Annotated in this window: 31 protein-coding genes and 1 riboswitch; all 31 genes read left to right on the top strand. The window is 52.8% G+C overall.

Translation table 11 applies throughout. The annotated features are described in order from the left end of the window. The first annotated feature begins 8 nt into the window (after positions 1-8). Positions 9-1,088 (top strand): peptide chain release factor 1, encoded by a 1,080-nt coding sequence (gene prfA, locus EXW96_RS26035; RefSeq protein WP_062410178.1) that lies wholly within the window; start codon positions 9-11, stop codon positions 1,086-1,088. Positions 1,089-1,098: 10 nt separating this feature from the next. Further along, positions 1,099-1,983, top strand: coding sequence for a peptide chain release factor N(5)-glutamine methyltransferase (gene prmC, locus EXW96_RS26040; RefSeq protein WP_174351776.1), 885 nt, complete (start codon positions 1,099-1,101; stop codon positions 1,981-1,983). A gap of 84 nt (positions 1,984-2,067) precedes the next feature. Beyond that, complete coding sequence (spoIIR, locus tag EXW96_RS26045; protein ID WP_174351757.1) at positions 2,068-2,853, top strand: stage II sporulation protein R; 786 nt, start codon at positions 2,068-2,070, stop codon at positions 2,851-2,853. A gap of 53 nt (positions 2,854-2,906) precedes the next feature. Further along, positions 2,907-3,980, top strand: a complete 1,074-nt coding sequence (locus tag EXW96_RS26050) for an L-threonylcarbamoyladenylate synthase (RefSeq protein WP_174351758.1) — start codon at positions 2,907-2,909, stop codon at positions 3,978-3,980. A 104-nt stretch (positions 3,981-4,084) separates the two neighbouring features. Beyond that, the gene (locus EXW96_RS26055; RefSeq protein WP_137670873.1) at positions 4,085-4,648 is read left to right on the top strand and encodes a manganese efflux pump MntP; all 564 of its coding nucleotides are present in this window, start codon (positions 4,085-4,087) and stop codon (positions 4,646-4,648) included. Between the two features lie 88 nt (positions 4,649-4,736). Beyond that, a complete protein-coding gene (locus EXW96_RS26060; protein WP_062411093.1) occupies positions 4,737-5,321 on the top strand; it encodes a low molecular weight protein arginine phosphatase in 585 nt (194 codons plus the stop codon). A gap of 86 nt (positions 5,322-5,407) precedes the next feature. Continuing rightward, a riboswitch (ZMP/ZTP riboswitch) is annotated at positions 5,408-5,488 on the top strand. A 97-nt stretch (positions 5,489-5,585) separates the two neighbouring features. After that, the gene (gene rpiB / locus EXW96_RS26065) at positions 5,586-6,044 is read left to right on the top strand and encodes a ribose 5-phosphate isomerase B (protein ID WP_062410174.1); all 459 of its coding nucleotides are present in this window, start codon (positions 5,586-5,588) and stop codon (positions 6,042-6,044) included. Positions 6,045-6,061: 17 nt separating this feature from the next. Beyond that, positions 6,062-6,643 carry a TIGR01440 family protein gene (locus EXW96_RS26070; protein ID WP_174351759.1) on the top strand — a complete coding sequence of 194 codons (582 nt, stop codon included), beginning with the start codon at positions 6,062-6,064 and terminating at the stop codon, positions 6,641-6,643. A 60-nt stretch (positions 6,644-6,703) separates the two neighbouring features. Then, positions 6,704-7,951 (top strand): serine hydroxymethyltransferase, encoded by a 1,248-nt coding sequence (locus EXW96_RS26075; protein WP_062410172.1) that lies wholly within the window; start codon positions 6,704-6,706, stop codon positions 7,949-7,951. Between the two features lie 416 nt (positions 7,952-8,367). After that, positions 8,368-8,997: a uracil phosphoribosyltransferase gene (gene upp, locus EXW96_RS26080; protein ID WP_054817707.1), complete on the top strand. Its 630-nt coding sequence runs from the start codon at positions 8,368-8,370 to the stop codon at positions 8,995-8,997. A 38-nt stretch (positions 8,998-9,035) separates the two neighbouring features. Then, positions 9,036-10,178, top strand: coding sequence for a non-hydrolyzing UDP-N-acetylglucosamine 2-epimerase (gene wecB, locus EXW96_RS26085; RefSeq protein ID WP_137670874.1), 1,143 nt, complete (start codon positions 9,036-9,038; stop codon positions 10,176-10,178). Positions 10,179-10,351: 173 nt separating this feature from the next. Further along, positions 10,352-10,588: an AtpZ/AtpI family protein gene (locus EXW96_RS26090; protein WP_054817706.1), complete on the top strand. Its 237-nt coding sequence runs from the start codon at positions 10,352-10,354 to the stop codon at positions 10,586-10,588. Next, on the top strand, positions 10,581-10,952 hold the full coding sequence (locus EXW96_RS26095) for an ATP synthase subunit I (RefSeq protein WP_054817705.1): 372 nt from the start codon (positions 10,581-10,583) through the stop codon (positions 10,950-10,952). The genes EXW96_RS26090 and EXW96_RS26095 overlap by 8 nt, the downstream gene beginning before the upstream one ends. Before the next feature lie 39 nt (positions 10,953-10,991). Beyond that, positions 10,992-11,753 (top strand): F0F1 ATP synthase subunit A, encoded by a 762-nt coding sequence (atpB, locus tag EXW96_RS26100; protein WP_054817704.1) that lies wholly within the window; start codon positions 10,992-10,994, stop codon positions 11,751-11,753. A gap of 97 nt (positions 11,754-11,850) precedes the next feature. Next, positions 11,851-12,072, top strand: a complete 222-nt coding sequence (atpE, locus tag EXW96_RS26105) for a F0F1 ATP synthase subunit C (RefSeq protein ID WP_054817703.1) — start codon at positions 11,851-11,853, stop codon at positions 12,070-12,072. Positions 12,073-12,185: 113 nt separating this feature from the next. After that, positions 12,186-12,671 carry a F0F1 ATP synthase subunit B gene (gene atpF, locus EXW96_RS26110; protein WP_054817702.1) on the top strand — a complete coding sequence of 162 codons (486 nt, stop codon included), beginning with the start codon at positions 12,186-12,188 and terminating at the stop codon, positions 12,669-12,671. Continuing rightward, positions 12,668-13,219, top strand: a complete 552-nt coding sequence (locus EXW96_RS26115; protein WP_054817701.1) for a F0F1 ATP synthase subunit delta — start codon at positions 12,668-12,670, stop codon at positions 13,217-13,219. Before atpF ends, EXW96_RS26115 begins: the two co-directional genes overlap by 4 nt. Positions 13,220-13,235: 16 nt before the next feature. Further along, on the top strand, positions 13,236-14,750 hold the full coding sequence (atpA, locus tag EXW96_RS26120) for a F0F1 ATP synthase subunit alpha (RefSeq protein ID WP_062410170.1): 1,515 nt from the start codon (positions 13,236-13,238) through the stop codon (positions 14,748-14,750). Between the two features lie 118 nt (positions 14,751-14,868). Beyond that, entirely contained in the window at positions 14,869-15,726 is an 858-nt protein-coding gene (gene atpG, locus EXW96_RS26125; RefSeq protein WP_054817700.1) for an ATP synthase F1 subunit gamma, read from the top strand. A gap of 57 nt (positions 15,727-15,783) precedes the next feature. Then, positions 15,784-17,190 (top strand): F0F1 ATP synthase subunit beta, encoded by a 1,407-nt coding sequence (atpD, locus tag EXW96_RS26130; RefSeq protein ID WP_062410169.1) that lies wholly within the window; start codon positions 15,784-15,786, stop codon positions 17,188-17,190. A gap of 101 nt (positions 17,191-17,291) precedes the next feature. Next, positions 17,292-17,699: a F0F1 ATP synthase subunit epsilon gene (locus EXW96_RS26135; RefSeq protein ID WP_054817699.1), complete on the top strand. Its 408-nt coding sequence runs from the start codon at positions 17,292-17,294 to the stop codon at positions 17,697-17,699. A gap of 281 nt (positions 17,700-17,980) precedes the next feature. Next, positions 17,981-18,346: an NADH-quinone oxidoreductase subunit A gene (locus EXW96_RS26140; RefSeq protein WP_054817698.1), complete on the top strand. Its 366-nt coding sequence runs from the start codon at positions 17,981-17,983 to the stop codon at positions 18,344-18,346. Further along, positions 18,331-18,849, top strand: coding sequence for a NuoB/complex I 20 kDa subunit family protein (locus EXW96_RS26145; protein ID WP_062410168.1), 519 nt, complete (start codon positions 18,331-18,333; stop codon positions 18,847-18,849). The genes EXW96_RS26140 and EXW96_RS26145 overlap by 16 nt, the downstream gene beginning before the upstream one ends. Further along, positions 18,846-19,724 (top strand): NADH-quinone oxidoreductase subunit C, encoded by an 879-nt coding sequence (locus EXW96_RS26150; protein ID WP_074728981.1) that lies wholly within the window; start codon positions 18,846-18,848, stop codon positions 19,722-19,724. The genes EXW96_RS26145 and EXW96_RS26150 overlap by 4 nt, the downstream gene beginning before the upstream one ends. Before the next feature lie 6 nt (positions 19,725-19,730). Next, a complete protein-coding gene (locus tag EXW96_RS26155) occupies positions 19,731-20,834 on the top strand; it encodes an NADH-quinone oxidoreductase subunit D (RefSeq protein WP_054817695.1) in 1,104 nt (367 codons plus the stop codon). Beyond that, positions 20,834-21,841, top strand: a complete 1,008-nt coding sequence (gene nuoH, locus EXW96_RS26160; protein WP_074728978.1) for an NADH-quinone oxidoreductase subunit NuoH — start codon at positions 20,834-20,836, stop codon at positions 21,839-21,841. The genes EXW96_RS26155 and nuoH overlap by 1 nt, the downstream gene beginning before the upstream one ends. A gap of 44 nt (positions 21,842-21,885) precedes the next feature. Next, the gene (nuoI, locus tag EXW96_RS26165; RefSeq protein WP_074728976.1) at positions 21,886-22,329 is read left to right on the top strand and encodes an NADH-quinone oxidoreductase subunit NuoI; all 444 of its coding nucleotides are present in this window, start codon (positions 21,886-21,888) and stop codon (positions 22,327-22,329) included. A gap of 1 nt (position 22,330) precedes the next feature. Next, positions 22,331-22,855, top strand: coding sequence for an NADH-quinone oxidoreductase subunit J (locus EXW96_RS26170; protein WP_062410164.1), 525 nt, complete (start codon positions 22,331-22,333; stop codon positions 22,853-22,855). A gap of 4 nt (positions 22,856-22,859) precedes the next feature. Beyond that, a complete protein-coding gene (nuoK, locus tag EXW96_RS26175) occupies positions 22,860-23,177 on the top strand; it encodes an NADH-quinone oxidoreductase subunit NuoK (protein ID WP_174351760.1) in 318 nt (105 codons plus the stop codon). Between the two features lie 80 nt (positions 23,178-23,257). Further along, positions 23,258-25,147 carry an NADH-quinone oxidoreductase subunit L gene (gene nuoL / locus EXW96_RS26180; RefSeq protein ID WP_074728974.1) on the top strand — a complete coding sequence of 630 codons (1,890 nt, stop codon included), beginning with the start codon at positions 23,258-23,260 and terminating at the stop codon, positions 25,145-25,147. Then, positions 25,137-26,765, top strand: coding sequence for a complex I subunit 4 family protein (locus EXW96_RS26185; protein WP_174351761.1), 1,629 nt, complete (start codon positions 25,137-25,139; stop codon positions 26,763-26,765). Before nuoL ends, EXW96_RS26185 begins: the two co-directional genes overlap by 11 nt.

The following is a 26,765-nucleotide window of genomic DNA, read 5'->3' on the forward strand; positions in this document are numbered from 1 at the left end:
GAAATCAGATGCTGGATCGGTTGCAAGCATTGGCTGACCGATATGAGAAATTAAGCGAACTGCTCTGTGACCCGAACGTGACGAGTGATTCCAAAAAGCTGCGGGAATATTCCAAGGAGCAATCCGATCTTCAGGAGGCCTACGACGCGTATATGGAATACAAGAGCGTGTCGGAGCAGTACGAAGCGGCGCGGGTCATGCAGAATGAAAAGCTGGACGACGAAATGAAGGAATTGGTGAAGCTGGAGCTTGAAGAACTGTCAGAGCGTAAAGCCAAGCTGGAAGAGCGCATCAAGGTGCTGATGATGCCGAAGGATCCGAATGACGATAAGAACGTGATTGTGGAAATCCGCGGTGCCGCTGGCGGGGACGAAGCGGCATTGTTTGCCGCCGACCTGTACCGGATGTATACGAAGTATGCCGATTCACAGGGCTGGCGGACGGAAGTGCTGGATGTGAATATGAATGATCTCGGCGGATTTAAAGAGATTATTTTTTTGGTGAGCGGCAAAGGGGCCTACAGCAAGCTGAAGTTTGAGAGCGGCGCACATCGCGTACAGCGTATCCCGGCGACCGAATCGGGGGGACGTATTCATACGTCCACTTCGACGGTATCCGTGATGCCGGAGATGGAAGAATTCGATATCGAAATCCTGGATTCGGATATCCGTGTCGATACGTTCTGTTCCAGTGGAGCGGGCGGGCAATCGGTCAATACGACAAAGTCGGCGGTACGCGTAACACACATCCCGACCGGAATCGTAGCCACCTGCCAGGACGGCAAATCGCAAAACTCGAACAAAGAGAAGGCGCTGCAGGTGCTGCGGGCCCGGATCTACGATAAAATGCAGCAGGAAGAGATGGAGAAGTATGGCGCCGAGCGCAAGAGCAAGATCGGGACGGGAGACCGTTCGGAGCGGATCCGTACCTATAACTTCCCGCAAAGCCGGGTGACGGACCATCGGATCGGCCTGACGCTGCATCGCCTTGACGCCGTGCTCAATGGCGAGATGGATGAAATCATCTCCGCGCTGACCATTGCTTCGCAAACCGAGCAGATCGAAAAAGGAGAATACGCCGGTGCGTGAAGATCGGCCGATGACGATACGTGAAGCCTATGCAGAGGCTTCTTCTTTTTTGCGGCGCAGCGGTGTGCGGGAGCCGGAGGCGAATGCCGGACGGCTGCTCGAGTATCTGCTGGGCGAGAGCCGCAGCGGACTGCTCCTCCGCTGGCCCGAGCCCTTCCCGCCGGAGCGGGAGGCGGACTGGAAGCGGCTGCTTGCCCGCAAGGCGAGTGGTGAACCGGTGCAGTATATCATAGGAGAGCAGGAGTTCTACGGGCTTTCCTATACGGTAACGCCGGCGGTGCTCATCCCGAGGCCGGAGACGGAGCTGCTGGTTGAGCAGGCCGTGCTGCTCGGACGGCAATTGTGGAAAGATGGCGAGAGCCCGGCAGTGGCGGACATCGGCACCGGCAGCGGGGCCATCGCGGTGAGCCTTGCCGTACAGTGCCCGCGGTGGCGGGTGATGGCCTCGGACATCTCGCCGGACGCGCTGGAGGTGGCCAAAGCCAATGCGGTGCGCCACGGGGTAGCCGAGCGAATCGCCTTCTTCGAAGGAGACCTGCTGGCTCCGTGGATCGAGCGCGGCGAGCGGCTCGATCTGGTCATATCGAATCCGCCGTACATTCCGGAGGCGGATGAGGAGGGGCTTCAGCCGGAGGTGAGGCTGTTCGAGCCGCGGACGGCACTGTATGGCGGCGCGGACGGGCTGGTGCCGTACCGCCGGTTGACGGCGCAGCTTGCCGAGCTGCCTGCAATGCCGGCTTTGGTCGGCTTTGAGGTCGGGATGGGGCAAGCTCAAGAGGTCAGGCAGCTGCTGGAACGCGCGGCGGATTGGGACGAGATTCGAACCATTCCCGATTTGGCCGGCATTGACCGGCACGTGATCGCTTTACGGAGAAGGCAGCATTCGTTGTTTTGATCCGCCTGCGTTTAAACTCTCTTAATCCGGACATACTAGCAACTAGAAGAGCTAGAGTTCGAGATTGGAGAGGGGCTGTCCGGAATGGTCAAACGGTTTGCGTGGAAACGGTATGCGTATTTGGCTTTTGCTTTTATGGTGCTGCTTGCTTGCTGGGAATCCCAGCGATCGAATGCCGTCTTGTTTGCATCGCCCGCCGGGAGCGGGGAAGTGCAAAGCGCCGTCATACCGCAGGAATCGATTCGTCTGCGCATCCTGGCTCATTCCGATGCGGCCCTTGATCAATGGCTCAAGCGCGAGGTGCGCGACGCCATTGTGGAACAAATGAACGGTTGGGTTACGGCTCCGCAAGGCATCCAAGAAGCCCGCGAAGTGGTCCGGGAGCATTTGCCGGAGTTGAACGAGCTGGTGGGTGAGACGCTGCGGAAGAACGGTTTTGACTATAGCTATAATGTAGAACTGGGCGTCGTTCCGTTTCCGACGAAAATGTACGGGAATCAAGTGTATCCTGCCGGTGATTATGAGGCGCTGCGCGTTTCCATCGGGGCGGCGGAAGGACAAAATTGGTGGTGCGTGCTGTTTCCGCCGCTCTGTTTTGTTGATTCGGAGATGGTGGTCAAAAGGAACACAGCGTATGCTGCTGAGCCGAAGGAATCCGAGCCGGCCGGGGAGGCAAGTAAAGAGGATAAAGAAACCGGGGCGGCCAAGGAAGACCGGGACAACGTACCGAAAGACAAAACACAGGCTAAGGAAATAAAGACATCCAAGGAAAACGCCGAATCCGAAAAGAATGCTGCTGCGGCCGCCCAGCCGGAGGTTCGGTTTTTCCTTTGGGATATGCTCAAAAAAATCGGTTCCTGGTTCGTTTGAGCGCTTTAGCCATATGAAGCCATTGGATGCAGGGAAAGGAAGAGGTAATCCCGATGACGATAGAGACGATGGTATGGGAGGTAGACGGGCAGCATCCCGATCCGGAGAAGCTGCAGGAGGCTGCGCAGCTTCTCCGGCAAGGACGGACAGTGGCGTTTCCGACGGAGACGGTGTATGGTCTTGGGGCCGATGCCTGCAGTTCAGAAGCGGTGGCCGGCATCTTCTCGGCCAAAGGCCGGCCGTCGGATAACCCTCTGATTGTGCATATTGCAGACAGGTCTCAACTGGAGGAGCTGGCGGCTCCGCCGGATGAGGCCGTTTCGCGTTTGCTGGATGCGTTTTGGCCGGGGCCGCTGACCGTTGTGTTGCCCGTTCGTCCCGGGGTATTATCCCCGCTTGTGACCGCAGGGTTGTCCACGGTCGGGCTGCGCATGCCGGACCACCCTGTTGCGCTGCAACTGATCGCCGCGGCGGGATGCCCGGTCGCGGCGCCCAGCGCGAACCGATCGGGACGCCCGAGCCCGACGCAGGCAGCGCACGTGCTGGAAGATTTGGAGGGACGCATTGGCGGTATCGTTGACGGCGGGGAGACCGGCGTCGGCGTCGAGTCGACGGTTGTGGAGTACGCCGGAGGCGCGCTTCACATCCTGCGGCCCGGGGGGGTTACGCTTGAGCAGCTGCGCCAGGCGCTGCCGCCTCATATCCCAGTGCTCGAGGCAAGCCCCGAGCACCAGGAGCCGTCCGCTCCGCGCGCCCCGGGCATGAAATATGCCCATTATGCGCCCCGCGGCGCGCTGCTGCTTGTTCAAGGCCGCCAGGGCACGGCGCCCGAACAGATTCTCGCTCGCATGCAGCGCGAGCTCAATGAGGCCCGCGCGCGCGGCGAGCGCACCGGCGTCCTCACCTACGGCGAGTACGCCGGTGCGTTCCGCGCGGACTGCGTCGTCGCGTGCGGCCGTCTGGACGACCTCGAAACGGTCGCCCAAGGACTCTACGCCGCGCTCCGCGAATTCGATGAAGCCGGTGTCGGCTTCATCACAGCCCAAGCGTGCCCCGAAGAGGGGATCGGGGCCGCGATCATGAACCGCCTGCGCAAAGCCGCCGGCGGGCGAATCGTGACGCTCTAGCGAGCTTTCCCTGTCCATCCCTGCAGCAGCACATCCGCCTCAAGTCATCTTTCTGCCCTTGTCCGCATATGTTGATTTAGAATAGGACAGGGGGTAGGGTAGAAATGGACTTGGCGTCACCGCTGGTGTGGGCCCAAATCATATCCATCGGACTCATGGCGGTTGCCCTCGGTCTGGATGCGCTGTCACTGGGGCTGGGGATCGGAATGAAGGGTATCCGTAAGCTCGATATTTTAAAAATTAGCGTAACCACCGCCTTATTTCATATGATTATGCCGTTGGCCGGCATGTGGATGGGCGGATATATCAGCATGCTGCTCGGTAAAGTGGCTACGATGTGCGGCGGTATTCTTCTACTTCTGCTGGGATTGCATATGGTATATAGTTCTCTGCGGACAGAGGAGTCCAAGTCTTACGATTATCGTTCCTTTTTGGGCTTGACGCTGTTCTCTCTGAGTGTAAGCATCGATTCTTTCTCTGTGGGCGTTTCACTGGGGATGTTTGCAGGCGATGTCCTGCTTACGGTGCTGATGTTTGGCGTGGCGGGAGGCTTGATGTCGGTCATCGGTCTGCTGCTTGGACGGCGAGTCGGACAATGGATCGGAGAATATGGCGAAGCGCTCGGGGGAGTGATCCTGCTGGCTTTCGGCATCAAGTTTTTGCTTTAAAGGTGAAGTTCCATATTTGCTTGCTTTTGGGGTACAATATGATTATGAGAAACCAAAATATGAACTACGGAAAGGCGGGGAGAACGCGATGAACCGAATCTTGTTCGTTTGTACGGGCAATACTTGCCGCAGTCCGATGGCGGAAGGAATAATGCGTAAAATTCTTTCTGAAGAAGGACTAACGGACATTGAGGTGCGTTCGGCCGGCGTAGCGGCGTACGAGGGAACGCAGTTATCTGACCACGCGGCTTCCGTGTTGAAGAATAAAGGCTGTGTCGGACCGTCGGCCTCAACATTTCTGTCACAGATCCTGATCGATTGGGCGGATTTGGTGCTGACGATGACTTCCAGTCATAAGAGGCATACGATTCAACTGTATCCCGAGGCTGTGGACAAGGTGTATACACTGAAGGAATATGTGCAGGATGACCCGCAGTTAGCGGATAAAATATCGGAGATGGAAAGTCTGATTACCGAGCTGGAGCTGAAACAAGCGCTGTCCGGGCAAATTACTGAGGAAGAGAGAGAGCGTGTACTCACCCTGCAAAAAGAATTGCCGCTGCCGGACATCGCAGATCCGTTCGGAGGATCCTACAGGGAGTATGAAAAATGCGCCTGGGAGATCGAGGAGTGCTTGATCAAGCTGGCGGCGAAGCTGAAAAAAGACCGTTAACATCAGGAGCCGACGGAGGGTCCCGATACGGGAAGTTGGGCTTTACAGCAAACGCTTAATGGGATATGATAAACTTATCAATCATCAGTGCCCGGTGTAACTGGCGACGAGTGGAATAAACCACAGTGGAGCATCGGGACATACGGCCGGTCGCCTGGGCGAAAGAGCAACACGATGCGCGGAGAGCGCATGTGTCATGCTCTTTTTTCGTGTTTACCGCTTGTTTAGGTTATAATGAAATGACTAAGTGAGGAGGCAAACGTGATGAAAATAGCAATGGGTGCGGATCATGCGGGATATCGGTTAAAGGATGAATTAATTCCGTTTCTTGAGTCGATGGGGCATCAAGTGCTGAATTGCGGCTGTGACTGCTCCGATTCCGTGGATTACTCGGACTATGCGCTCGCCGTGTGCGAGAAAATCGTTGCCGGGGAAGCGGACAGGGGAATCCTGATTTGCGGAACGGGGATCGGGATGACGATTGCGGCCAATAAAGTGCCGGGCATCCGCTGTGCGCTGGTACACGATTTGTTCTCGGCCAAGGCGACCCGCGAGCATAACGATTCCAATGTGCTGGCGATGGGCGAGCGCGTCATCGGACCCGGTGTAGCTCAGGAAATCGTCAAAATTTGGCTGGAGACCGAATTTTCAAACGGGGAGCGGCACAAAAACCGCGTTGCCAAAGTGAAAGCGTTGGAAGACAAATATGCGCTGCATCCTTAATTCGAGGTAAAGCAGTCATGAACATAAACCTGACTACGATACGTTCTCAAGTAGAAATCATCGTCCGTGAGCTGGTCAAGGCAGGCGGGGTAGAAGCGGGACAGCTTCTGGTCATAGGGACAAGCACCAGCGAGGTGCTCGGTAAACATATCGGCACAGCGGGAAGCGAAGAAGCGGCCCGGGAAATTTATGCCGGAGTAGAAGCGGTGCGGGAGAAGATCGGCTTTTTTCCCGTTTACCAGTGCTGTGAACATTTGAACCGGGCGCTCGTTGTGGAAAAGGAAACGATGCTGCGGTATGGACTGGAACAAGTGAGTGTCATACCGGTGCCCAAAGCCGGGGGCTCAATGGCTTCCTATGCCTTCAGGCATCTGAAGGAGGCTGTTGTTGTGGAGACCGTTCAGGCGCATGCGGGACTGGATATCGGGGGAACGCTCATCGGTATGCATTTGAAGCGTGTAGCGGTGCCGCTGCGGCCGTCGATCCGGCAGATCGGCGGGGCGCACGTGCAGATGGCTTATACCCGGCCGAAGCTGATCGGGGGTGCTCGGGCAGTCTATACGATCGATACACAGGCGTCCGACAGAACTTGTGATTGAGATGGACTCGCCTATTCGTATTCAAAATAGATCTCGTAATATTCAAGGAGGATAACTTACATGGAATTTCTTCGCAAACAAGACCCGAAAATCGTGGAAGCAATGAATCTTGAGCTCGGTCGTCAACGCGACAAAATCGAGCTGATCGCGTCCGAAAATTTCGTCAGCCAAGCGGTGCTTGAGGCGATGGGTACCGTGTTGACCAACAAATATGCGGAAGGTTACCCGAATAAGCGTTACTATGGCGGCTGCGAATACGTCGACATCGTCGAGGATATCGCACGCGACCGCGCGAAAGAATTGTTTGGCGCTGAGCATGCGAACGTTCAGCCGCACTCCGGCGCCCAGGCGAACATGGCCGTTTACCTTGCTGCGGTACAACCGGGGGAGACGATCCTGGGGATGAACCTGGCGCACGGCGGTCATCTGACGCACGGCAGTCCGGTCAATGCATCCGGAATTTTGTATAACTTCGCAGCCTATGGCGTAAGTGAGAAAGATTCCCGCATCGATTATGACGAAGTCCGCAAAGCGGCGTTCAAGCACAAGCCGCGCTTGATTGTAGCCGGTGCCAGCGCATACCCGCGCATCATCGACTTCGAAGCCTTGGCGCAAATTGCAAATGACGTCGGCGCGCTGTTTATGGTGGACATGGCTCATATTGCCGGTCTTGTGGCTGCAGGCCTGCATCCAAATCCGGTGCCGCACGCTCATTTTGTAACAACGACAACGCATAAGACGCTTCGCGGGCCTCGAGGCGGTATGATCCTGTGCCGCAAACCATGGGCTGCCGCGATTGACAAAGCGGTGTTCCCAGGCTCGCAAGGCGGTCCGCTGATGCATATCATCGCGGCCAAAGCGGTGGCCTTGGGAGAGGCGCTGCAGCCGGAGTTCAAATCATACGCTCAGAATGTTGTAAACAATGCGAAAACATTGGCAGATGGTTTGATGGCGGAAGGAATCAACCTTGTTTCCGGGGGAACGGACAACCACCTGATGCTGATCGATCTTCGCAGCTTGAACCTGACGGGTAAAGAAGCGGAGCATCTGCTCGATGAAGTGGGCGTGACGGTAAACAAGAACGCCATTCCGTTCGATCCGACCAGCCCGTTCGTGACCAGCGGTATCCGGATCGGTACTCCTGCGGCCACAGCCCGAGGTATGAATCAGGAAGCTATGAAAACCATCGCCAAGATTATTTCGCTTACGCTTAAGAATCCGTCCGATCAGGCTGTGCATGAGAAGGTGCGCGGTATGGTGAAAGATTTGACGGCACAATTCCCGCTGTATCCCGGACTTCAGTATTAATGATCGCTAAAACCAACAAAGGCCGGCTCTTTATATGAGGAGCCGGCATATTTATGTTTCACGTGGATCATTGCAGAAGAAGAACGGGTGACATTGTGCTATAATAAATGGGGCAGTACATTCGGTTTATAAGACAAGGGATGAACGGCTGATAGCCAGTGAAGTGAAATAAACTATCATTTTTTTTGGCGTCCATGGAATTTTCCAGACGCTTTCTTTTATGATCTTGGCAGGCTTGGCGTGTCCAAATAGCAATAGACCGCTCCTCAGCCAGGGAACGCGGTCTGTAGAATGCGTAACGTTGATTTGGATTCATTTGCGTTGGTTGGCGTTTTTTTCCCGATTGGGATAAGTATCGGTAGTTGTGGTATAATAGACAAGATTTTGGGCTTTATAGCGTTATAGGAGGACCTTGCATGGGTAAAGTGTTTGTTTGCGACCATCCGTTGATTCAGCATAAGCTGACCTACATTCGGGATGAGAATACCACCACGAAAGATTTCCGCGAGCTGGTGGATGAAGTGGCCACATTGATGGCTTACGAAATAACAAGAGACATTCCGCTCGAAAAGGTGCAGGTGCGCACACCTGTTACGACCGCCGAGTGCAGAGTGATCTCCGGCCGTATGCTGGGTCTTATTCCGATTCTGCGCGCCGGCCTCGGTATGGTAGACGGGATTCTGAAGCTGGTCCCTGCCGCCAAAGTGGGGCATATCGGGTTGTACCGGGACCCGGATACGCTGGAGCCGGTGGAATACTATGCCAAGCTTCCGACGGATGTGCAGGAACGGGAGCTGATCGTAATTGATCCGATGCTCGCCACGGGCGGTTCGGCTAATGCGGCGATCGAAGCGCTGAAGAAAAGGGGCTGCACGCAGATTAAGCTGATGTGCCTGATTGCTGCGCCGGAAGGTGTGCAGGCTGTGCAAAAGGCGCATCCTGACGTTGATCTTTATGTAGCGGCTATCGACGACCATTTGAACGACCACGGATACATAGTGCCGGGGCTCGGCGATGCGGGCGATCGGCTGTTCGGAACAAAGTAAGCTGCTGAATTCGGAAGAGGGAAGGGAAGCCGAGAGCGATGAAAAAAACGAAAGTAATCACCATCTTCGGCACCAGACCGGAAGCCATCAAAATGGCTCCGTTGGTGAAGGAGCTGGAAAAGTATCCCGGGCAAATCGAGTCGCTTGTTTGCGTTACGGCACAGCATCGCCAAATGCTCGATCAGGTACTGGATATATTCTCCATCAAGCCGGACTACGATTTGGACGTCATGAAAGAACGTCAGACCTTGAATGAAATATCGATCCGTGTACTTCAAGGACTGGATCCGGTATTCAGAGAAGAAAAACCGGATCTGATTCTTGTTCACGGGGACACGTTAACGACATTTCTGGCGAGCTACGCCGCGTTTATGCAGCAAATCCAAGTGGGTCATGTGGAAGCGGGTCTTCGGACGTGGAACAAGCTGTCTCCTTATCCTGAGGAAATGAACCGCCAGCTGACCGGAGTTCTGTCCGATCTCCACTTTGCTCCGACGAACTGGTCTGCAGGAAACCTGCGCAAAGAAAACAAGCGGGAAGATTCCATCTTCGTTACGGGGAATACCGTGACCGACGTGTTTCAATACACGGTTCGTCCGTCGTTCTCCCACCCGGTGCTTGAATGGGCACAAGGCAAACGCCTGGTATTGATGACCGCACATCGCCGGGAGTCGCAGGGGGAGCCGCACCGCCAAATTTTCCGTGCGGTACGCCGTCTGGCCGATGAATTCGAAGATATCGCGATCGTATATCCGGTGCATCCGAGCCCGGCTGTAAAGGAACCGGCTTATGAACTGCTTAGCGGCCATGACCGGATCAAACTTATCGATCCGCTCGATGTGTTTGAGTTCCACAATTTTTATCCCCATGCGCATCTCATTCTGACCGACTCCGGAGGGCTTCAGGAAGAAGCGCCGTCATTCGGCGTACCGGTGCTGGTGCTGAGGGAGACGACCGAGCGGCCGGAAGGAATCGACGCGGGAACGTTGGAGCTGGTCGGCACCGACGAACAGAGGGTATATGAGCGGGCTAAAGCACTGCTGAGCGACACGGCTATGTACGAAAGAATGAGCCGGTCGGCCAATCCTTACGGCGACGGCAAGGCGTCCGAACGGATCGTGCAAGCTATCCTTTTCCATTTCAACCATAGGTCGGATAGACCCGAGCCGTTCCAACCGTGACAATCTGATGACAAACGTTACACCATACATCTCTACTGTTTGGTTTGGAATGCAAAAAAAGGTTGATATATCAAGGTTTTTTGCGTTTTTATCACAGAAGGGTTACCAGACTTCGTAATTGACAAATGTGACTTTACTCCGCTAAAATAAACTAGGATTGATAAGGAAGGCTTATGAAACGACAAAATTCCAATGATAATCCGTGGCGAGCCGTTGCTCTATTGGGCAGCATTGGCATTGATTTGGGCGTTTGCATGTTGGCCGGTTATTGGCTGGGCAATTGGATGAGCGAACGTCAGGGCGGGGAACCGTTCTGGATTGTGGGTGGAATGTTGGCGGGTTTCTTTGCGGGAGCCGCCGGCGCTTTTCTGATCATCCGAAGCTACATGCGGGGGGACGGCAATGAATGAACTTTCGACCCGCCTGAAAACGGTTCAGCGTATTATCATATTTTTTTTGTCTTTCTGTTTCATGGCTTGGGCGCTGTTGCCTGGATATCGCCCGCACTTTGCCGGATTGATTCTGGGAACAATCGTCAGTCTTGTCAATGCCCATTATCTGGCGTGGAAAATCAGGCAGCTCACGGATTCGGTGCTTGAAGGAAGAAGGCGCAGAGGCGGTATCGGCTTCGGCACAAGAGCCGCGATTTCCTTGCTTGCCGTGTGGGGGGCTTACGAAGTACCGGAACATATTGCTGTATGGACTACCATCATAGGATTAATTTTTGTACAGTTGGCAACACTCCTATTGGGTATTATTTCAATTAAAAAATAATTATTCCATCATGCCTTGGAAAGGGGTGAAACTAGTAGAATGCATGAGTTACCGATAGTGAATTGGTTAGGAATCGATTGGGACCTTTCCACCATCATTACCATAGCAGTTACATGTTTGATCGTACTGCTCATTGCGATTGCCGGAACCCGCAATCTTTCCGTACACAATCCCGGCAAAATGCAAAATTTCTTGGAGTGGTTAGTCGAGTTTGTTCACAATATCATTGCAGGCACTATGGACATGAAGAAGGGTAAAGCTTTCATTATGCTTGGGATTACACTGATCATGTTCATCTTTGTCGGCAATATGCTTGGCCTGCCGCTTGTCATCGTGACCGAAGTAACGCAGCCGATTCCATGGCTCGGCATAACGCAAGCGGAGATCGATGCGGCGCATCAAGCCGGCAAACACATCGGGATCGGTTGGTGGAAATCACCGACAGCTGACTTGTCTGTTACGATGGGACTGGCCCTCATGGTCATTGTCATGACTCATTATCTGGGACTTACACGTAACACCAAGCACTACTTGCACCACTATGTCGAACCGTTCGCGGTGATGTTTCCGTTGAATATCGTCAAGGAGATCTCCAAACTCTTGACGCTCGGCATGCGTCTATTTGGTAACATCTACGCCGGTGAAGTCTTAATCGCCGTTATTCTCATGGCTGGTATCGGAGGGATACTCCCGCTGATCATCTGGCAGGGCTTCAGTGTGTTCGTAGGCGCCATTCAGGCGTTCGTCTTTACGACGCTGACCATGGTTTACTTGTCTCAAGCCATTGAACACAAAGAGTAATATGCGGACGGGTATTTATGCTGGCATTCAGATCCTTATCCGCTTTATTAAACATAACAAAACCAAAATTGAACAATTTTAAGGAGGATATTTTACAATGGAATTTCTTGCAGCTGCTATTGCAATCGGTTTGGGTGCGCTTGGCGCAGGTATCGGTAACGGTTTGATCGTCAGCAAAACAGTTGACGGTATCGCTCGTCAACCAGAGCTTAAAGGTACGCTTCAAACGGTCATGTTTATCGGTGTAGGTCTTGTCGAGGCGATTCCGATCATCGCGGTCGTATTTGCATTGCTCTTCACGTTCGTATTCGCAGGTTAAGATGCTTGAACCTTGGGCGGGGAAGCCTATAGCCTCCACGCCTTCCTTTTGTCCGAATGTACTCATTCGGATTATGATTCAGCCATTACCCCTCTGAAGGGAGTGACGTATAGATGCATTTCACATTCAGTTCTTTTATCATCGCCATCATTTCGTTCGGGATCCTGATGCTGCTGATCAGCAAATATGCTTTCGGACCGTTAATGGGCGTGATGGAACAACGTAGAAAGCTCGTTCTTGATCAATTGCAAAGCGCAGAGCAGGACCGCAAACAAGCCGATGCGCTCCTCGCCGAACAGAAGGCCGCTCTTGAGCAAGTTCGCAGCGAAGCGAAAGCCATTATCGAGCAGGCCCGTGTAACCAGCGGGAAACAGGCTGAAGATATCATCCGCCAAGCGAAAGAAGAGGCGGCAAGAATTAAAGAAGAAGCGCTTCGCGATATCGAAACCGAGAAAAACCTGGCCGTTGCGGCTCTCCGCAGCCAAGTCAGCGCGATGTCCGTAATGATCGCTTCCAAAATCATCGAGAAGCAAATCGATGAGAAGTCTCAGGAACAGCTGGTTGAGCACTACCTGAAAGAAGTAGGGGGCAACCAATGAGCCAGGACATGATCGCAGCCAAAAGATATGCAAAAGCCTTGTTTGAAGTCGCACGGGAAAAAGGTCAAGTAGCTCAAATAGAGCAAGAGCTTGTATCGGTCGCTTCGGTATTGAAAGAAAATGCGGATTTATCGAAGCTGATTAAACACCCGGGCATCGAGGCTGCTGTAAAAATTGGGCTGATCAAGCAAATCTTCGAATCCTCCGTATCCGAGGCTGTATTGAATACGCTGCAGCTGCTGATTGAGAGAAGACGCGAAGAGGCGCTGGAAGCCTTTGTAAAAGCTTATGTAAAGATCGCAAACGATGCGCTCGGACAAGCGAACGCTACGGTATATACGCCAGTGAAGCTGTCCGAGGCAGAGTTGAACGATATTGCCGCCACGTTCGGCAAATTGACCGGTAAACAAATCCGCGTGGAATCGGTTATAGATAAAAGCTTGCTAGGCGGTATTCAAGTCCGCATCGGCGACCGTTTGTACGACGGCAGCCTGTCCGGCAAGCTGAAGCGTCTGGAAAGAACATTGAATCAATCTCAAGCACTGTAGATAGGGGTGAGGTTCGTTGAGTATCAAACCTGAAGAAATCAGCACATTAATCAAACAACAGATTGAGAAATATAATTCGGAAATTCAAGTCGTTGACGTAGGTACGGTCATTCAGGTCGGTGACGGTATTGCCCGTGTGCACGGCTTGGAAAACGTTATGGCAGGCGAGCTGCTCGAGTTTCCCAACGGGGTTTTGGGCTATGCGTTCAACCTTGAGGAAAGCAACGTAGGTATCGTTATTTTGGGACCTTACACCGACATCCGCGAGGGCGATCAGGTGAAACGCACCGGCCGGATCATGGAGGTTCCGGTTGGCGAAGAGCTTCTCGGCCGCGTCGTTAATGCGCTCGGTCAACCGGTTGACGGCAAAGGTCCGATCAACACAACGCACTTCCGTCCGGTTGAATCTCCGGCACCTGGCGTCATGGACCGTAAATCGGTTCATGAGCCGATGCAAACCGGGATTAAAGCCATTGACGCAATGATCCCGATCGGCCGCGGACAGCGTGAGCTCATTATCGGTGACCGTCAAACCGGTAAAACATCCATTGCGATCGATACCATCATTAACCAAAAGGGCAACGGTGTGAAATGTATCTATGTTGCCATCGGTCAAAAGCAATCCACCGTCGTTAATGTGGTGGAAACGCTCCGCCGTAACGGCGCTCTGGATTACACGATCGTTGTCACGGCTTCGGCTTCCGAGCCGGCCCCTATGCTTTGGTTGGCTCCTTACGCCGGCTGCGCAATGGGCGAGTACTTTATGTACAAAGGCGAGCACGTGCTCATTATCTATGATGACTTGTCCAAGCAAGCTGCCGCATACCGTGAGCTGTCCCTGCTGCTTCGCCGTCCACCGGGCCGTGAAGCTTATCCGGGTGACGTTTTCTATCTGCACTCCCGCTTGCTCGAACGCGCTGCGAAGCTTAGCGACGAGCTGGGCGGCGGGTCGTTAACGGCTCTTCCGTTCATTGAGACCCAAGCAGGTGACGTATCGGCTTATATTCCAACAAACGTTATTTCGATCACAGACGGACAGATCTTCCTTGAGTCCGACCTATTCTACTCCGGCCAGCGTCCGGCGGTTAACGTCGGTATTTCCGTATCCCGTGTAGGGGGCTCCGCGCAAATCAAAGCGATGAAGAAGGTTGCCGGTACCCTCCGTCTGGATCTTGCGCAATACCGTGAATTGGCTGCTTTTGCACAGTTCGGGTCCGACCTTGACCGTGCTACGCAGACTCGTTTGAATCGCGGTATTCGTACCCTCGAGCTGCTGAAGCAAGGGGTAAACCAGCCGATGCCGGTTGAGAAGCAAGTCGTTGCCATCTATGTGGTAACAAAAGGCCATATCGATGAGCTGCCGGTACAGGATGTACGCCGCTTCGAAGCTGAGTTCCTGGCGTACCTGGACTCCAACCGTCCGGAAATTCTTCAAAATATCCGCGATACGAAAGATTTGACATCGGATAATGAGAAGGCTCTGACGGAAGCCATTGGGCAATTCAAAAAAGGATTCGCTCCTTCCGCATAAATGAACGGTAACTGAGCTTCTCGCAAGAGAAGCTCGGTATTCCTTTTTAAGCAACGATAATGGGCTTATCCAAAGATGGCGCTCCTTCCGGAGGGCTTCGAGAGAGAGGTGAGCAGGGATGGCAAAAGGTATGCGCGAAATTAAGCGCTCTATCAAGTCAAAACAAAGTACGAAGCAAATCACGAGGGCGATGGAGATGGTCGCGGCGGCAAAGCTGAGACGTGCTCAGGAGGCTGCCGAGTCAGCACGTCCGTACGCTGATAAGATGAAGGAAGTGATCGCGAGTATTGCCGCAGGTACGAAGGGTGTGACGCATCCGATGCTGCAAACCCGCGAGATCAAGAGGACCGGTTATCTTGTCATCACCTCCGACCGCGGTCTGGCCGGCGGTTACAATGCCAACGTGCTTCGTAAAGTGATGGCTGTCATTAAAGAAAAGCATAAATCTACAAGCGAGTATGCCATTTTCGTCATTGGACGAAAAGGCCGGGATTTCTTCCAGAGACGCAACATCCCAATTGTCGAGGAAGTGACGGGGCTGCCGGATTCACCCCAATTCTCGGATATTAAGTCGGTTGCGGCTTCCGCTGTGGCGAATTTTGAGAATGGCGCCTACGATGAATTGTACCTGGTATACAATGAATTTAAGAATGCCATTACCCAAATCCCGCAGGTGAAGCGTCTGTTGCCGCTTGAGGAAGTCAACAGCGATTCGGTGGCGAACTACGAATATGAGCCGTCTGCCGAGGGTGTGTTGGAAGTACTCCTGCCGAAATATGCGGAAACGCTCATTTACAGCGCGGTTCTTGACGGTAAAGCGAGCGAGTTCGGAGCCCGGATGACGGCGATGAACAACGCTACGAAGAATGCGACGAAGATGATCGCTACGCTGACCCTTCAGTACAACCGTGCCCGTCAGGCTTCGATTACCCAGGAAATATCGGAGATCGTCGCCGGAGCGAACGCACAAAGTTAAGGAATGGACGGCGAAGGCAATTTCGTTTAAGATACGGAAACACATAGGAGGGAAAACATGAACAAGGGGCGCGTTGTGAATATAACAGGGCCGGTCGTTGACATTGAGTTCGAACGTGGACACCTCCCTGAGATTTTGAATGCGATCAAGATTGAAAGAAAAGCGCAAAATGACAGCGAACGCGATATCAGCCTGACGGTTGAAGCGGCTGTTCATCTTGGCGACAACATGGTACGTTGTATTGCGATGTCTACCACTGACGGTTTGGTTCGCGGTATGGAAGCCGTCGATACCGGCGCAGCGATTTCCGTTCCGGTAGGCGCAGCCACACTCGGCCGCGTGTTTAACGTTCTTGGGGAGCCGATTGACAACAATCCGAACGTGGACCGCACGCTGACTAGCCCGATTCATAAAGCCGCACCGGCTTTTGAGAACTTGTCTACACAAGCTGAAATTCTCGAAACAGGTATTAAAGTTATCGACTTGATGGCGCCATACGCCAAAGGCGGTAAGATTGGTCTGTTCGGAGGCGCAGGCGTAGGTAAAACCGTTACCATGCAGGAGCTTATCCATAACATCGCGCAAGAACACGGCGGTATTTCCGTATTCGCTGGTGTAGGCGAGAGAACGCGTGAAGGTAACGATTTGTACCATGAGATGAAAGATTCGGGCGTTATTTCGAAAACGGCAATGGTGTTCGGCCAGATGAACGAGCCGCCGGGCGCGCGTCTTCGTGTCGCTTTGACGGGTCTGACGATGGCGGAATATTTCCGTGACGAAGAGGGCCGCGACGTTCTGTTATTTATCGACAATATTTTCCGCTTTACCCAAGCGGGTTCCGAGGTATCCGCGCTTCTCGGCCGTATGCCTTCTGCGGTTGGTTATCAGCCGACGCTGGCTACGGAGATGGGTCAGCTGCAAGAGCGGATTACTTCGACAAAGAAAGGTTCCGTAACGTCCATTCAGGCGATCTATGTTCCTGCGGATGACTATACGGACCCTGCTCCGGCAACGGCGTTCGCGCACTTGGATGCAACGACGAACTTGGAGCGCAGCATCGCCTCCAAAGGTATTTTCCCGGCCGTTGACCCATTGGCTTCGTCTTCCCGGATTCTGACGCCGGAAATTCTCGGTGAAGAGCACTACCAGGTGGCTCAAGGCGTGAAGAAAATTCTTCAGCGCTACAAAGAGCTTCTCGATATTATCGCCATCTTGGGCATGGATGAGTTGTCCGATGAGGATAAGCTGGTCGTGCACCGTGCACGCCGTATTGAGTTGTTCCTGTCCCAACCGCTGCACGTTGCCGAACCGTTCAACGGTATTCCTGGCGTTTACGTACCGGTAAAAGAAACCGTACGCAGCTTCAAGGAAATTCTTGAAGGCAAACATGACGATCTTCCGGAACCGGCGTTCCACAACGTGGGAACGATCGAAGACGCTATCGAAAAAGCGAAGACGCTGTAAAAACGCAGCATAAGCTTACGAAGCCGTTTGTCCTTGGACAAACATAGTCAATGCTTACGATGCGGTTTGCTCAAGAGCAAACTCTTAGGAGGGGAATCCAAGTGAGCACATTCCTGTTGGAAATTGTAACCCCGGAGCGTAAAGTGTATGCCGAAGAGGCGAACATGATCGTTGTGAAGGGTGTTGAAGGGGAGCTTGGAATTCTGCCTAATCACATTCCGCTGGTCACTCCTTTAAAAGTTGCGCCGGTTACCGTGAAAAAGCAAGGCGCTAAGGACGAATACATCGCGGTAAACGGCGGTTTTATGGAAGTGCGAAAGGATAAAGTGGTTATTCTGGCGGAAAGCGCCGAGCTGCCGGATCAAATCAATCTCGAGCGGGCGCAGGCGGCCAAAGAACGCGCGCAGCAGCGTTTGTCCGCAGCCAAGCAGGACCAAATCGATTTCAAGCGTGCCGAGCTTGCTTTACAGCGGGCGATGAATAGAATCGAAGTATACGGTAAAAAATAATAGTAATGATTGACAAAAGCGAGGGAATATGCTTCCTTCGCTTTTTTACATTAGAATTGTCTGAAAATGTTAGACACCCCAAAAGGCATTTGTTATAATTGGGAAGGCATATATTAACAGTAGTTATACAAGCGATAAGAAAACTTGAACAATGGGGCTGCGTAAGGTACCCTTATGTTAGGTTGTGTTTTCAAATCGTTTGTAGGACTAAAGTAGTAGACGGTTCGCAGCAAGTTGCGTGCCGGACACGAAAAGATATACAGGGAGGCGGTTCGTTCACGATGTATATGAACAACTATGTGGTCGTAACGTTTTTTCTCTTGTTGGGCGTGTTACTCCCTATCGCTGCGCTTGGTATCGGGCGTTTGCTCCGGCCAAATAAGCCTGTCGAAGCGAAGTATACGACTTATGAAAGCGGTAACGTTCCTATAGGCGAGGGGCAAATTCGCTTCAATATCCGGTACTACCTATTTGCGTTGATGTTTGTTATTTTTGATGTTGAAACCGTGTTCTTGTACCCATGGGCCGTTGCCTACAAGCAATTGGGCTTGTTTGCGCTTGTGGAAATGTGTATTTTTGTTGGATTGTTGATCATTGGCTTGCTTTACGCCTGGAAGAAGAAGGTGCTGCAATGGACTTCAATTTAGCAAATATTACACCGGAGGAACGGCAGGAACTCGAACGTAATGTATTCATGACGACATTGGAGCAGATTAAAGCTTGGGCACGAAGCAATTCTTTGTGGCCGCTGACATTTGGACTTGCTTGCTGTGCTATAGAGATGATGGGAACAGGTGCATCGCACTATGACTTGGACCGTTTCGGGGTGATTTTCCGGACTTCTCCAAGGCAGTCCGATGTGATGATCGTTGCCGGGACGGTAACGAAGAAAATGGCTCCGCTGCTGCGGCGCTTGTATGACCAAATGCCGGAACCCAAATGGGTGATCGCCATGGGCTCCTGTGCTACGGCGGGCGGCCCTTATGTAAAATCGTATGCGGTAGTGAAGGGCGTCGATCAGATCGTGCCGGTGGATGTATATATCCCTGGCTGTCCGCCGAATCCGGCCGCTTTGATATACGGAATTAACAAGCTGCAGGAAAAAATCCGCTACGAAGCCAAAACGGGTAAGCAGGTGACCAATCGATGAGCGAGGAGCAAAAGCGAGATCAATCGGGCAGCCCTGAAGCTGACATGCAAAAGCCTAAGGCAGAAGGTGAAGCGTCCGCACCGATGAGCGGCGAGCCTGCCGCTGTTGACGGCGCCGAAGTCACAAAAACGGGGGGCGCCGGAGAACCTCCAGGCGGTTATGCCTCCGCCGATGCGCCGAAGCCGAAGGAACCGAAAGCATCCGCCGCTGCATCTGAGCCTGTGGAGCCTCAGACCGCTAAGGGGGAGCCGGGAGACGCTCCGGCGGCGGAGAAAGCTGCTCCCAGCGATGCTGAGAAAGAGGCAAAGGCAAAGGCTGCCGCTGAGGCAAGAGCAGCCCGGGCTAATGCGCGTGCCGCGAAGAAGGAAGAGGCGGGGACCGAAGCACCGAAGGAGCCGTCGCCGAATCAGCCGCAGTTGGACCGGATCGTCGCCATCCTGAAAGGGTTCGGGGAAGATCTGGTGCAGGAAGCGTATATTAATGAAAAGGGCGGACACATCCCTTATCTTATCATCAAAGGTGACGAATGGCCGGCCGTTGCAGAGCAGCTGAAAACTCATCCGGAGCTCAAGCTGAATTATTTGCGCAATGTGTCCGGTATCGATATGGAAACGCACCTGGAAGTGGCGTACCATCTGATCTCTCTTGAGACCAAACGGGAATATTGCGTCAAAATCAAGACCGACCGGGAGGCTCCGTCCATTCCTTCGGTCACATCGGTATGGCCTACGGCGAACTGGAATGAAAGAGAAATATACGACTTATTCGGCATCGATTTTCCGGGACATCCCGACCTGCGCAGAATTATGATGGCTGACGATTGGGTAGGCCATCCGCTTCGCAAAGATTATGAACCGCTCGACCCGGAGGTGTGATGAAGCTTGGCCATTAGAACGGAAGAGCTGCTATTGAATGTAGGACCGCAGCACCCGAGTACACATGGAGTATTTCGGATTATCGTCAAGTTGGACGGAGAAATCATTACGGAGGCCATACCGGTCATGGGATACCTTCACCGGGGTACGGAGAAGCTGGCTGAGAACCTGACGTATACTCAGATCATTCCGTACACGGACCGAATGGACTATGTATCGGCGATGACGAACAATTATGTGCTTGTCCATGCCGTAGAGCAGCTGATGCAGCTGGAAATTCCGGAACGCGCCGAATTTTTGCGTTTGATCGTCATGGAGCTTCAAAGGATTGCCAGCCATATGGTGTGGTGGGGCACGTATTTACTTGATATTGGAGCCATGAGTCCGTTTTTGTATGCGTTTCGCGACCGTGAAATCATTATCAATCTGTTCAACGAGTTGTGCGGAGCGCGCCTGACCTACAATTACATGCGGGTCGGCGGTGTGAAGTGGGACGCACCCGAGGGCTGGATCGAGAAGGTTCGCGATTTTGTTCCCTATATGAGAGGAAAGCTTGATGAATATCATGAGCTGGTCAGCGGTAATGAAATCTTTCTGGCCAGGATCAAAGGTATCGGAAAGTATGATGCCGAAACAGCTATCGCTTACGGTTTGAGCGGAGCAAACCTGCGTTGTACAGGGGTTGACTGGGATCTGAGGAAGGCTCAGCCTTACAGCTTGTACAACCGTTTTGAATTTGACGTTCCGGTGAGCCATAACGGGGATTGCTACGACCGGTACTTGCTGCGGTTGGAAGAAGTTCGTCAATCTTTGCGTATTCTGGAGCAGGCCGTAGAACAGTTTCCGGCCGAAGGAGAAATTATGGGTAAGGTGCCGCGGGTCATACGTCCTCCAGAAGGTGAGATTTATGCCGCTATCGAATCGCCGCGCGGCGAAATCGGGTGCCATATTATATCCAAAGGCAAGGATAAGCCTTACCGGTTGAAATTCCGCAGGCCATCGTTTGTCAATCTGCAAATTTTGCCTAAGCTGTTGGTTGGCGAAACCATGACGAACTTGATTACGATTCTTGGAGGCATCGATATCGTTGTCGGGGAGGTGGACTGCTGATGCCCGAATTATTACAGCAGCAGTTGACTTGGACGAATGCAGCGATCATGTTCGCTTGGGCCGTCGTCATCCTAATGGTCGTCCTGGGGTTTGTCACTTATGCGATATATTTTGAACGGAAGGTTATCGGCTGGATGCAGCTGCGGATCGGCCCGAACCGCACAGGCCCTCTTGGCTTGCTGCAGAGTGTAGCCGACGTGCTGAAGCTGCTCCTGAAAGAGGATACCATTCCTAAAAAAGCCGAGCGCGAACTCTTTATTCTCGCTCCGGTCATCACGTTTATTCCTGCGTTTATGGTTGTTGCGGTTATACCGTTTACCGAACGATGGATCAGTACGGATATAAATGTAGGCGTGCTTTTTTATGTCGCTTTATCGGGAATTTCCACCATCGGCATCGTGCTGGGAGGCTGGGCATCGAACAATAAATATGCGCTGCTTGGAGGCATGCGCTCTGCGGCGCAAATGATCAGCTACGAAATTCCGCTGGTCATCTCTATTGTAGGCGTCGTCATGATGACCGGCAGCATGAATCTGAACCGGATCGTCGAGGGCCAAGCAGGCGGGTTCTGGCAGTGGAACTTCCTGCCCCAAATCATAGGGTTTGCCGTATTTGTCGTCGCGGCGATCTCCGAGCTCAACCGGACGCCTTTCGACTTGCCTGAGGCGGAATCCGAGCTTGTTGCAGGGTATCACGTGGAATACAGCGGCTTTCGGTTTGCGTTCTTCATGCTTGCCGAATATGTATATGTATTTGCCATTGCCGGGCTGACGACAGCGCTTTTTCTGGGAGGATGGCAAGCTCCGCTCCCGTTTTTGGATTTTATCCCGGGTATCGTTTGGTTCCTGCTTAAGTTTTCGTTTATCGTTTTCGTGCTGTTTTGGCTCCGGGCTACGCTGCCGCGGGTTCGTGTAGATCAATTGATGGGCCTTGGCTGGAAGGTGCTGCTGCCGCTCGCGTTAGTGAACATTTTTGTAACGGCCATTTATATGGCCGTCGCCATGTAATTGCTGCCTGCTGCCGGATGCTGAATACGAAAGGGTGAATCGAGATGAAGGGCATCATAAAAGGGCTCGGCGTGACGTTAAAAGGTTTGACCTCCAAAAAAGTAACTTATGCTTACCCCGACGTTCCGCTGGAAATGCCGGACCGGTTTAGAGGAATCCAGCATTTTGACCCTGAGAAGTGTATCGTATGCAATCAATGCGCACGCATTTGTCCCACCGAATGTATTAATTTGGTAGGCAAGCCGAACCCGGACCCTGAGAAAAAGGGAAAGGTCATTGATACGTACGACATCAATTTTGAAATTTGTATCTTGTGCGATTTGTGTACCGAGGTATGCCCGACAGAAGCGATCGTGATGACGAACAACTTCGAGCTGAGTACCTACAGCCGGGACGATTTGTTCAAAAATTTGGAGTGGCTGAACGAAAATAACACTAACGTGCGTAAAGAGAACAATTCGGCGCTTCCGAAAGGCGGGGCGAAGTAAAATGTTCGGAAACATAGCGAATTTTTTATCCAGCGGAGAGAACATTGCGTTCTTTATATGCGCACTGTTTGCCATCGGCGGCGCCATCTTCATGCTCAGCTTCACTAAAGTGGTGCATATGGTGTTGTCGATGGCGCTGACCTTCCTCAGCCTCGCGGGACTTTATTTCGTACTCGAAGCGGAGTTTGTCGGTGTGGTGCAAATCTTGATTTATGCCGGTGCCATTTCGATACTGATGATCTTTGGCATCATGATGACCAAGCATAGGGAAGACGAGGAAGAACCGAAGCGGCCGTGGCACAATGGGCTGCTTCTGGTGGGTGCGGCCGGGCTGTTCGGCATCATATTTTATGCGATACAGCAGTCGCAGATTCCCATCGGCGAGTTTTCTTCCGTACAAGACAATACGATGGAGATCGGGAAGCTATTGTTTACATCGCATGTGATCCCGTTCGAGCTGATGTCGGTGCTGCTCACCGTCGCTTTCATCGGCGCCATCATTATTGCTAAGAGAGAGGAGGATTGATGGCATGGGAGCAAGCGGTTTGGCAACGCCTTATTTGACGTTAGCGGCGATTTTGTTCTGTATCGGGCTATATGGCGCGCTGTCGAAACAGAATGCGGTCATTGTGCTGCTTTCCGTGGAACTGATGCTTAATGCGGTCAATTTGAATCTTGTTGCTTTTTCAAAGCTCGGTGTGAAGCCCGGCTTGACGGGGCAAATATTCTCTCTGTTCAACATCACGGTTGCTGCAGCGGAAGTGGCTGTCGGTATTGCGATTCTTATTGCGTGGTATCGTAACAAAGGGACAACGGATGTCGGCGAGATGGATTCGATGAAGCGATAAGATGGCTTGTGCCGCAGTTGTTTGCCGTACTTGCGGCAGCCTCGCGGCCGAAGCGAACGCTTAGAGGAGGACTTAAGCTCATGGTATCGGCATACTCGCAATACGCCTGGCTGATCCCGTTGTTTCCCTTGCTGTCGTTTCTGATTTTAACGGCGGCAGGACGCTCCTTGCGGGATGCAGGCGCTTATATCAGTATTGTAGCCGGGTTCGCATCGTTTGTTTTAGCGGTTCTCGTTTTTTGGGAGCGCATCGGCGGACAGGTAGAAAATTTCACGTGGAACAATTGGGAGTGGGTCAAACTCGGCGACGTGTCGCTGAAGATGGGCTTTGAGGTGACCAACCTGAATGCCCTGATGCTGGTGATCGTCACATTGGTGAGCCTGCTCGTCAACATTTACTCCAAAGGCTATATGCATGACGACGAACGGATCAATGTGTTTTTTGCATACATAGCGCTGTTTACTTTCTCTATGCTCGGACTGGTCATTTCTGAGAATTTGGTGCAGCTCTACATCTTTTGGGAGCTGGTCGGCGTCTGTTCATTCCTGCTTGTCGGTTTCTGGTACTTCAAACCGGAAGCGAGAGCTGCCGCGAAGAAGGCGTTTATCGTTACCCGGATCGGCGATGTGGGACTGTTTATCGGGATCCTTCTGCTGTTTTGGTTCATGCCGAACAACGCGCTCGATTTCACTTCCATTAGCAACGCTTTTGAGAGCGGCCAAATTCCGGATCATATCGCAACATGGGTAGCGATTTTGATCTTCATCGGGGCGATTGGGAAATCCGGTCAATTTCCGCTGCACACATGGCTTCCGGATGCCATGGAAGGCCCGACGCCGATCAGTGCTTTGATTCATGCCGCTACGATGGTAGCCGCCGGTGTTTATCTTGTGGCGCGGACATTTGATATTTTTACGGCTTCGGCAACGGCGTTAACCGTGGTTGCAGCCGTTGGAGCCTTTACGGCAATCTTTGCCGCCACGATCGGTACGGCACAAAACGATATCAAGCGTATTCTGGCCTACTCGACGGTAAGCCAGCTCGGTTATATGATGATGGCGCTCGGCATCGGTACGGCCGCGGCTTATACGGCAGGGATTTTCCATTTGTTTACCCATGCGTTCTTCAAGGCTTTGCTGTTCCTTGGAGCCGGCAGCGTCATCCATGCGGTCCATACGCAAAATATTCATGAAATGGGCGGCGTCGGCCGCAAAATGAAAGTCACCGCGTGGACATTTGCTATCGGCGCCTTGGCCTTAAGCGGAATCGCCCCGCTCTCCGGCTTCTGGTCGAAGGATGCCATTCTCACGGAAGCCTATCTTACCGGGCATTACGGTCTGCTTACGGTGGGGCTGATCGCGGCGTTTTTCACCGCATTTTATATGTCGCGTTTATTCTTCCTGGTGTTCATGGGCAAGCCTCGTCAGGACCAGCACGGCGTGCATGAATCACCTGCATCCATGACGTTCCCCTTATGGGTGTTGGCAGTGCTTGCTGTGGCGGCCGGGTTTGTGTTTACACCGTTCAATCCATGGCTCGGCGGCTGGTTGACGGGACATGGGCCGGAAGAGCATGTTTCCGTGTTCGTCATCCTCATGTCGAATGTGGTTGGGCTGCTCGGCATCGGTCTTGGATATCTGGTTTACATGAAACGCACCATCCCGGCAGATGCGGTTTCATCCAGGGCTCCTTGGCTGTACGCTCTTTTGAACCGGAAGTTCTACATCGACGAGCTGTATCAAGCCGTTGTCGTTCGTCCTTTGCAAGGCCTCGGTCAACTGTTGCATTTGTTCGACATTTATGTGGTTGACGGTGCGGTTCGTTTGTCCAGCCATGCAGTGAACGGGCTCGGACGTCTCGGTTCCCGTATGCAGAACGGACAGGTACAGTCCTACGGTTTGGTTACGCTGATCGGGTTGATCATCATCATGCTGGCCATAGCCGGAAGGAGGTTCCTCGATGCCGGATAACTTTCCGATCCTATCATTCATAGCTTTTTCACCGCTTATCGGTGTGCTGATTCTGATGTTCCTGCCCAAAACGCAGGGCGGATGGATCAAGACGACAGCGATTGTGGTTACACTCATTCCGCTTCTGCTGTCCGGTTGGCTGTACTCTCAATTTAATCCGGGTCTGGAGGGCATGCAGTTTAAAGAAGAGCTCCCCTGGATTCATGTGCCCTTGAATAAGGAAACGCAAGGGCTCAGCCAATTGACCTCGTTCTTCTTCGAGTTCAACTATGCGATGGCGGTGGATGGCATTTCGCTCCCACTGGTGTTCCTAACGGCGCTGGTAGCCACCATGGCTGCACTCGCTTCGGTCAACATTAAGAAACGGTGGAAATCGTATTTCATCTTGTTCTTATTGCTGGAAACCGGTATGCTGGGCGTGTTTATGTCCCAAGATCTGTTTTTGTTCTTTGTATTCTTTGAGCTGACGCTGATTCCGATGTTCTTTCTGGTGGGCATCTGGGGGTTCAAGGATCGGGAGCGCGCGGCGAACAAATTCCTGATTTATAACGGAATCGGCTCGGCGATTATGCTGATTGCTTTCTTGATCCTGGTCAGCACGGCAGGCTTCAGTCAGACCGTTCACGATACCGGTGTATCGATCCATTACTCCGGCAGTTTGAACGTCATTATGGAGAACTTGTTCCAGAACGCGGATGCGTACGTGAACCAAGGGGATCTGGAAGGCAATCCGTTCTTCTTGAGCGAAACGATGAAATGGTCGCTGTTCCTCATGCTGCTTGTTGCCTTCGGCATTAAGCTGCCTGTATTCCCGTTCCATACTTGGATGCTTAAGGTGCACACCGAAGCGCCGCCCGCCGTGGTTATGATCCACTCCGGCATCCTGTTGAAAATGGGCGCATACGGCTTGATCCGCTTTGGCGTTCTGCTGTTTCCCCAGCAAGCGATGCAGTGGGCCACCGTGCTTGCCATGTTGGGTGTCATCAACATTTTGTACGGGGCGGTTCTTGCTTTTGTACAGCGGGAGTTCAGATTGGTTCTCGCCTATTCCAGTATAAGCCACATGGGAATTGTACTTTTGGGGATTGCGGCGTTCAATACGATCGGCCTGCAGGGCGCGGTTTTCCAACTCATCTCCCACGGTTTGATTTCCGCACTGATGTTCCTGATCGTGGGCAGCATTTACGAGCGGACACACACCACCCGGCTTGATGAGCTTGGGGGCTTGGCCAAATCCGTGCCATTCATTTCGGGCATACTGCTTGTAGCCGGGATGGCGTCTTTGGGATTGCCAGGCTTGTCCGGATTTATCAGCGAGTTTCTGGCGTTCTTGGGGCTGTTCGAAACGCAAAAAATCATGACGGCGATTGGAGCTTTTGGCATTATTCTGACGGCAGTCTATGTACTGCGAGGGGTGCTTGCCATCACTTACGGACCGTTTGGAAGCGAACTGCCTCAGATGCGGGATGCGCGGCTGATTGAGGCGATACCGATGATTACGCTGGTTGCCTTCATCGTAGTGCTCGGGATCTATCCAAGCATATTAAGCGATCCGCTGCATCAAACCGTCAGCAGTTTCAATCAATTCATTCACAGCGTAGCGAAGATGGGGGGTTAG

Source organism: Paenibacillus sp. JMULE4 (assembly GCF_013337105.1).
Classification (GTDB): Bacteria; Bacillota; Bacilli; order Paenibacillales; family NBRC-103111; genus Paenibacillus_G; species Paenibacillus_G naphthalenovorans.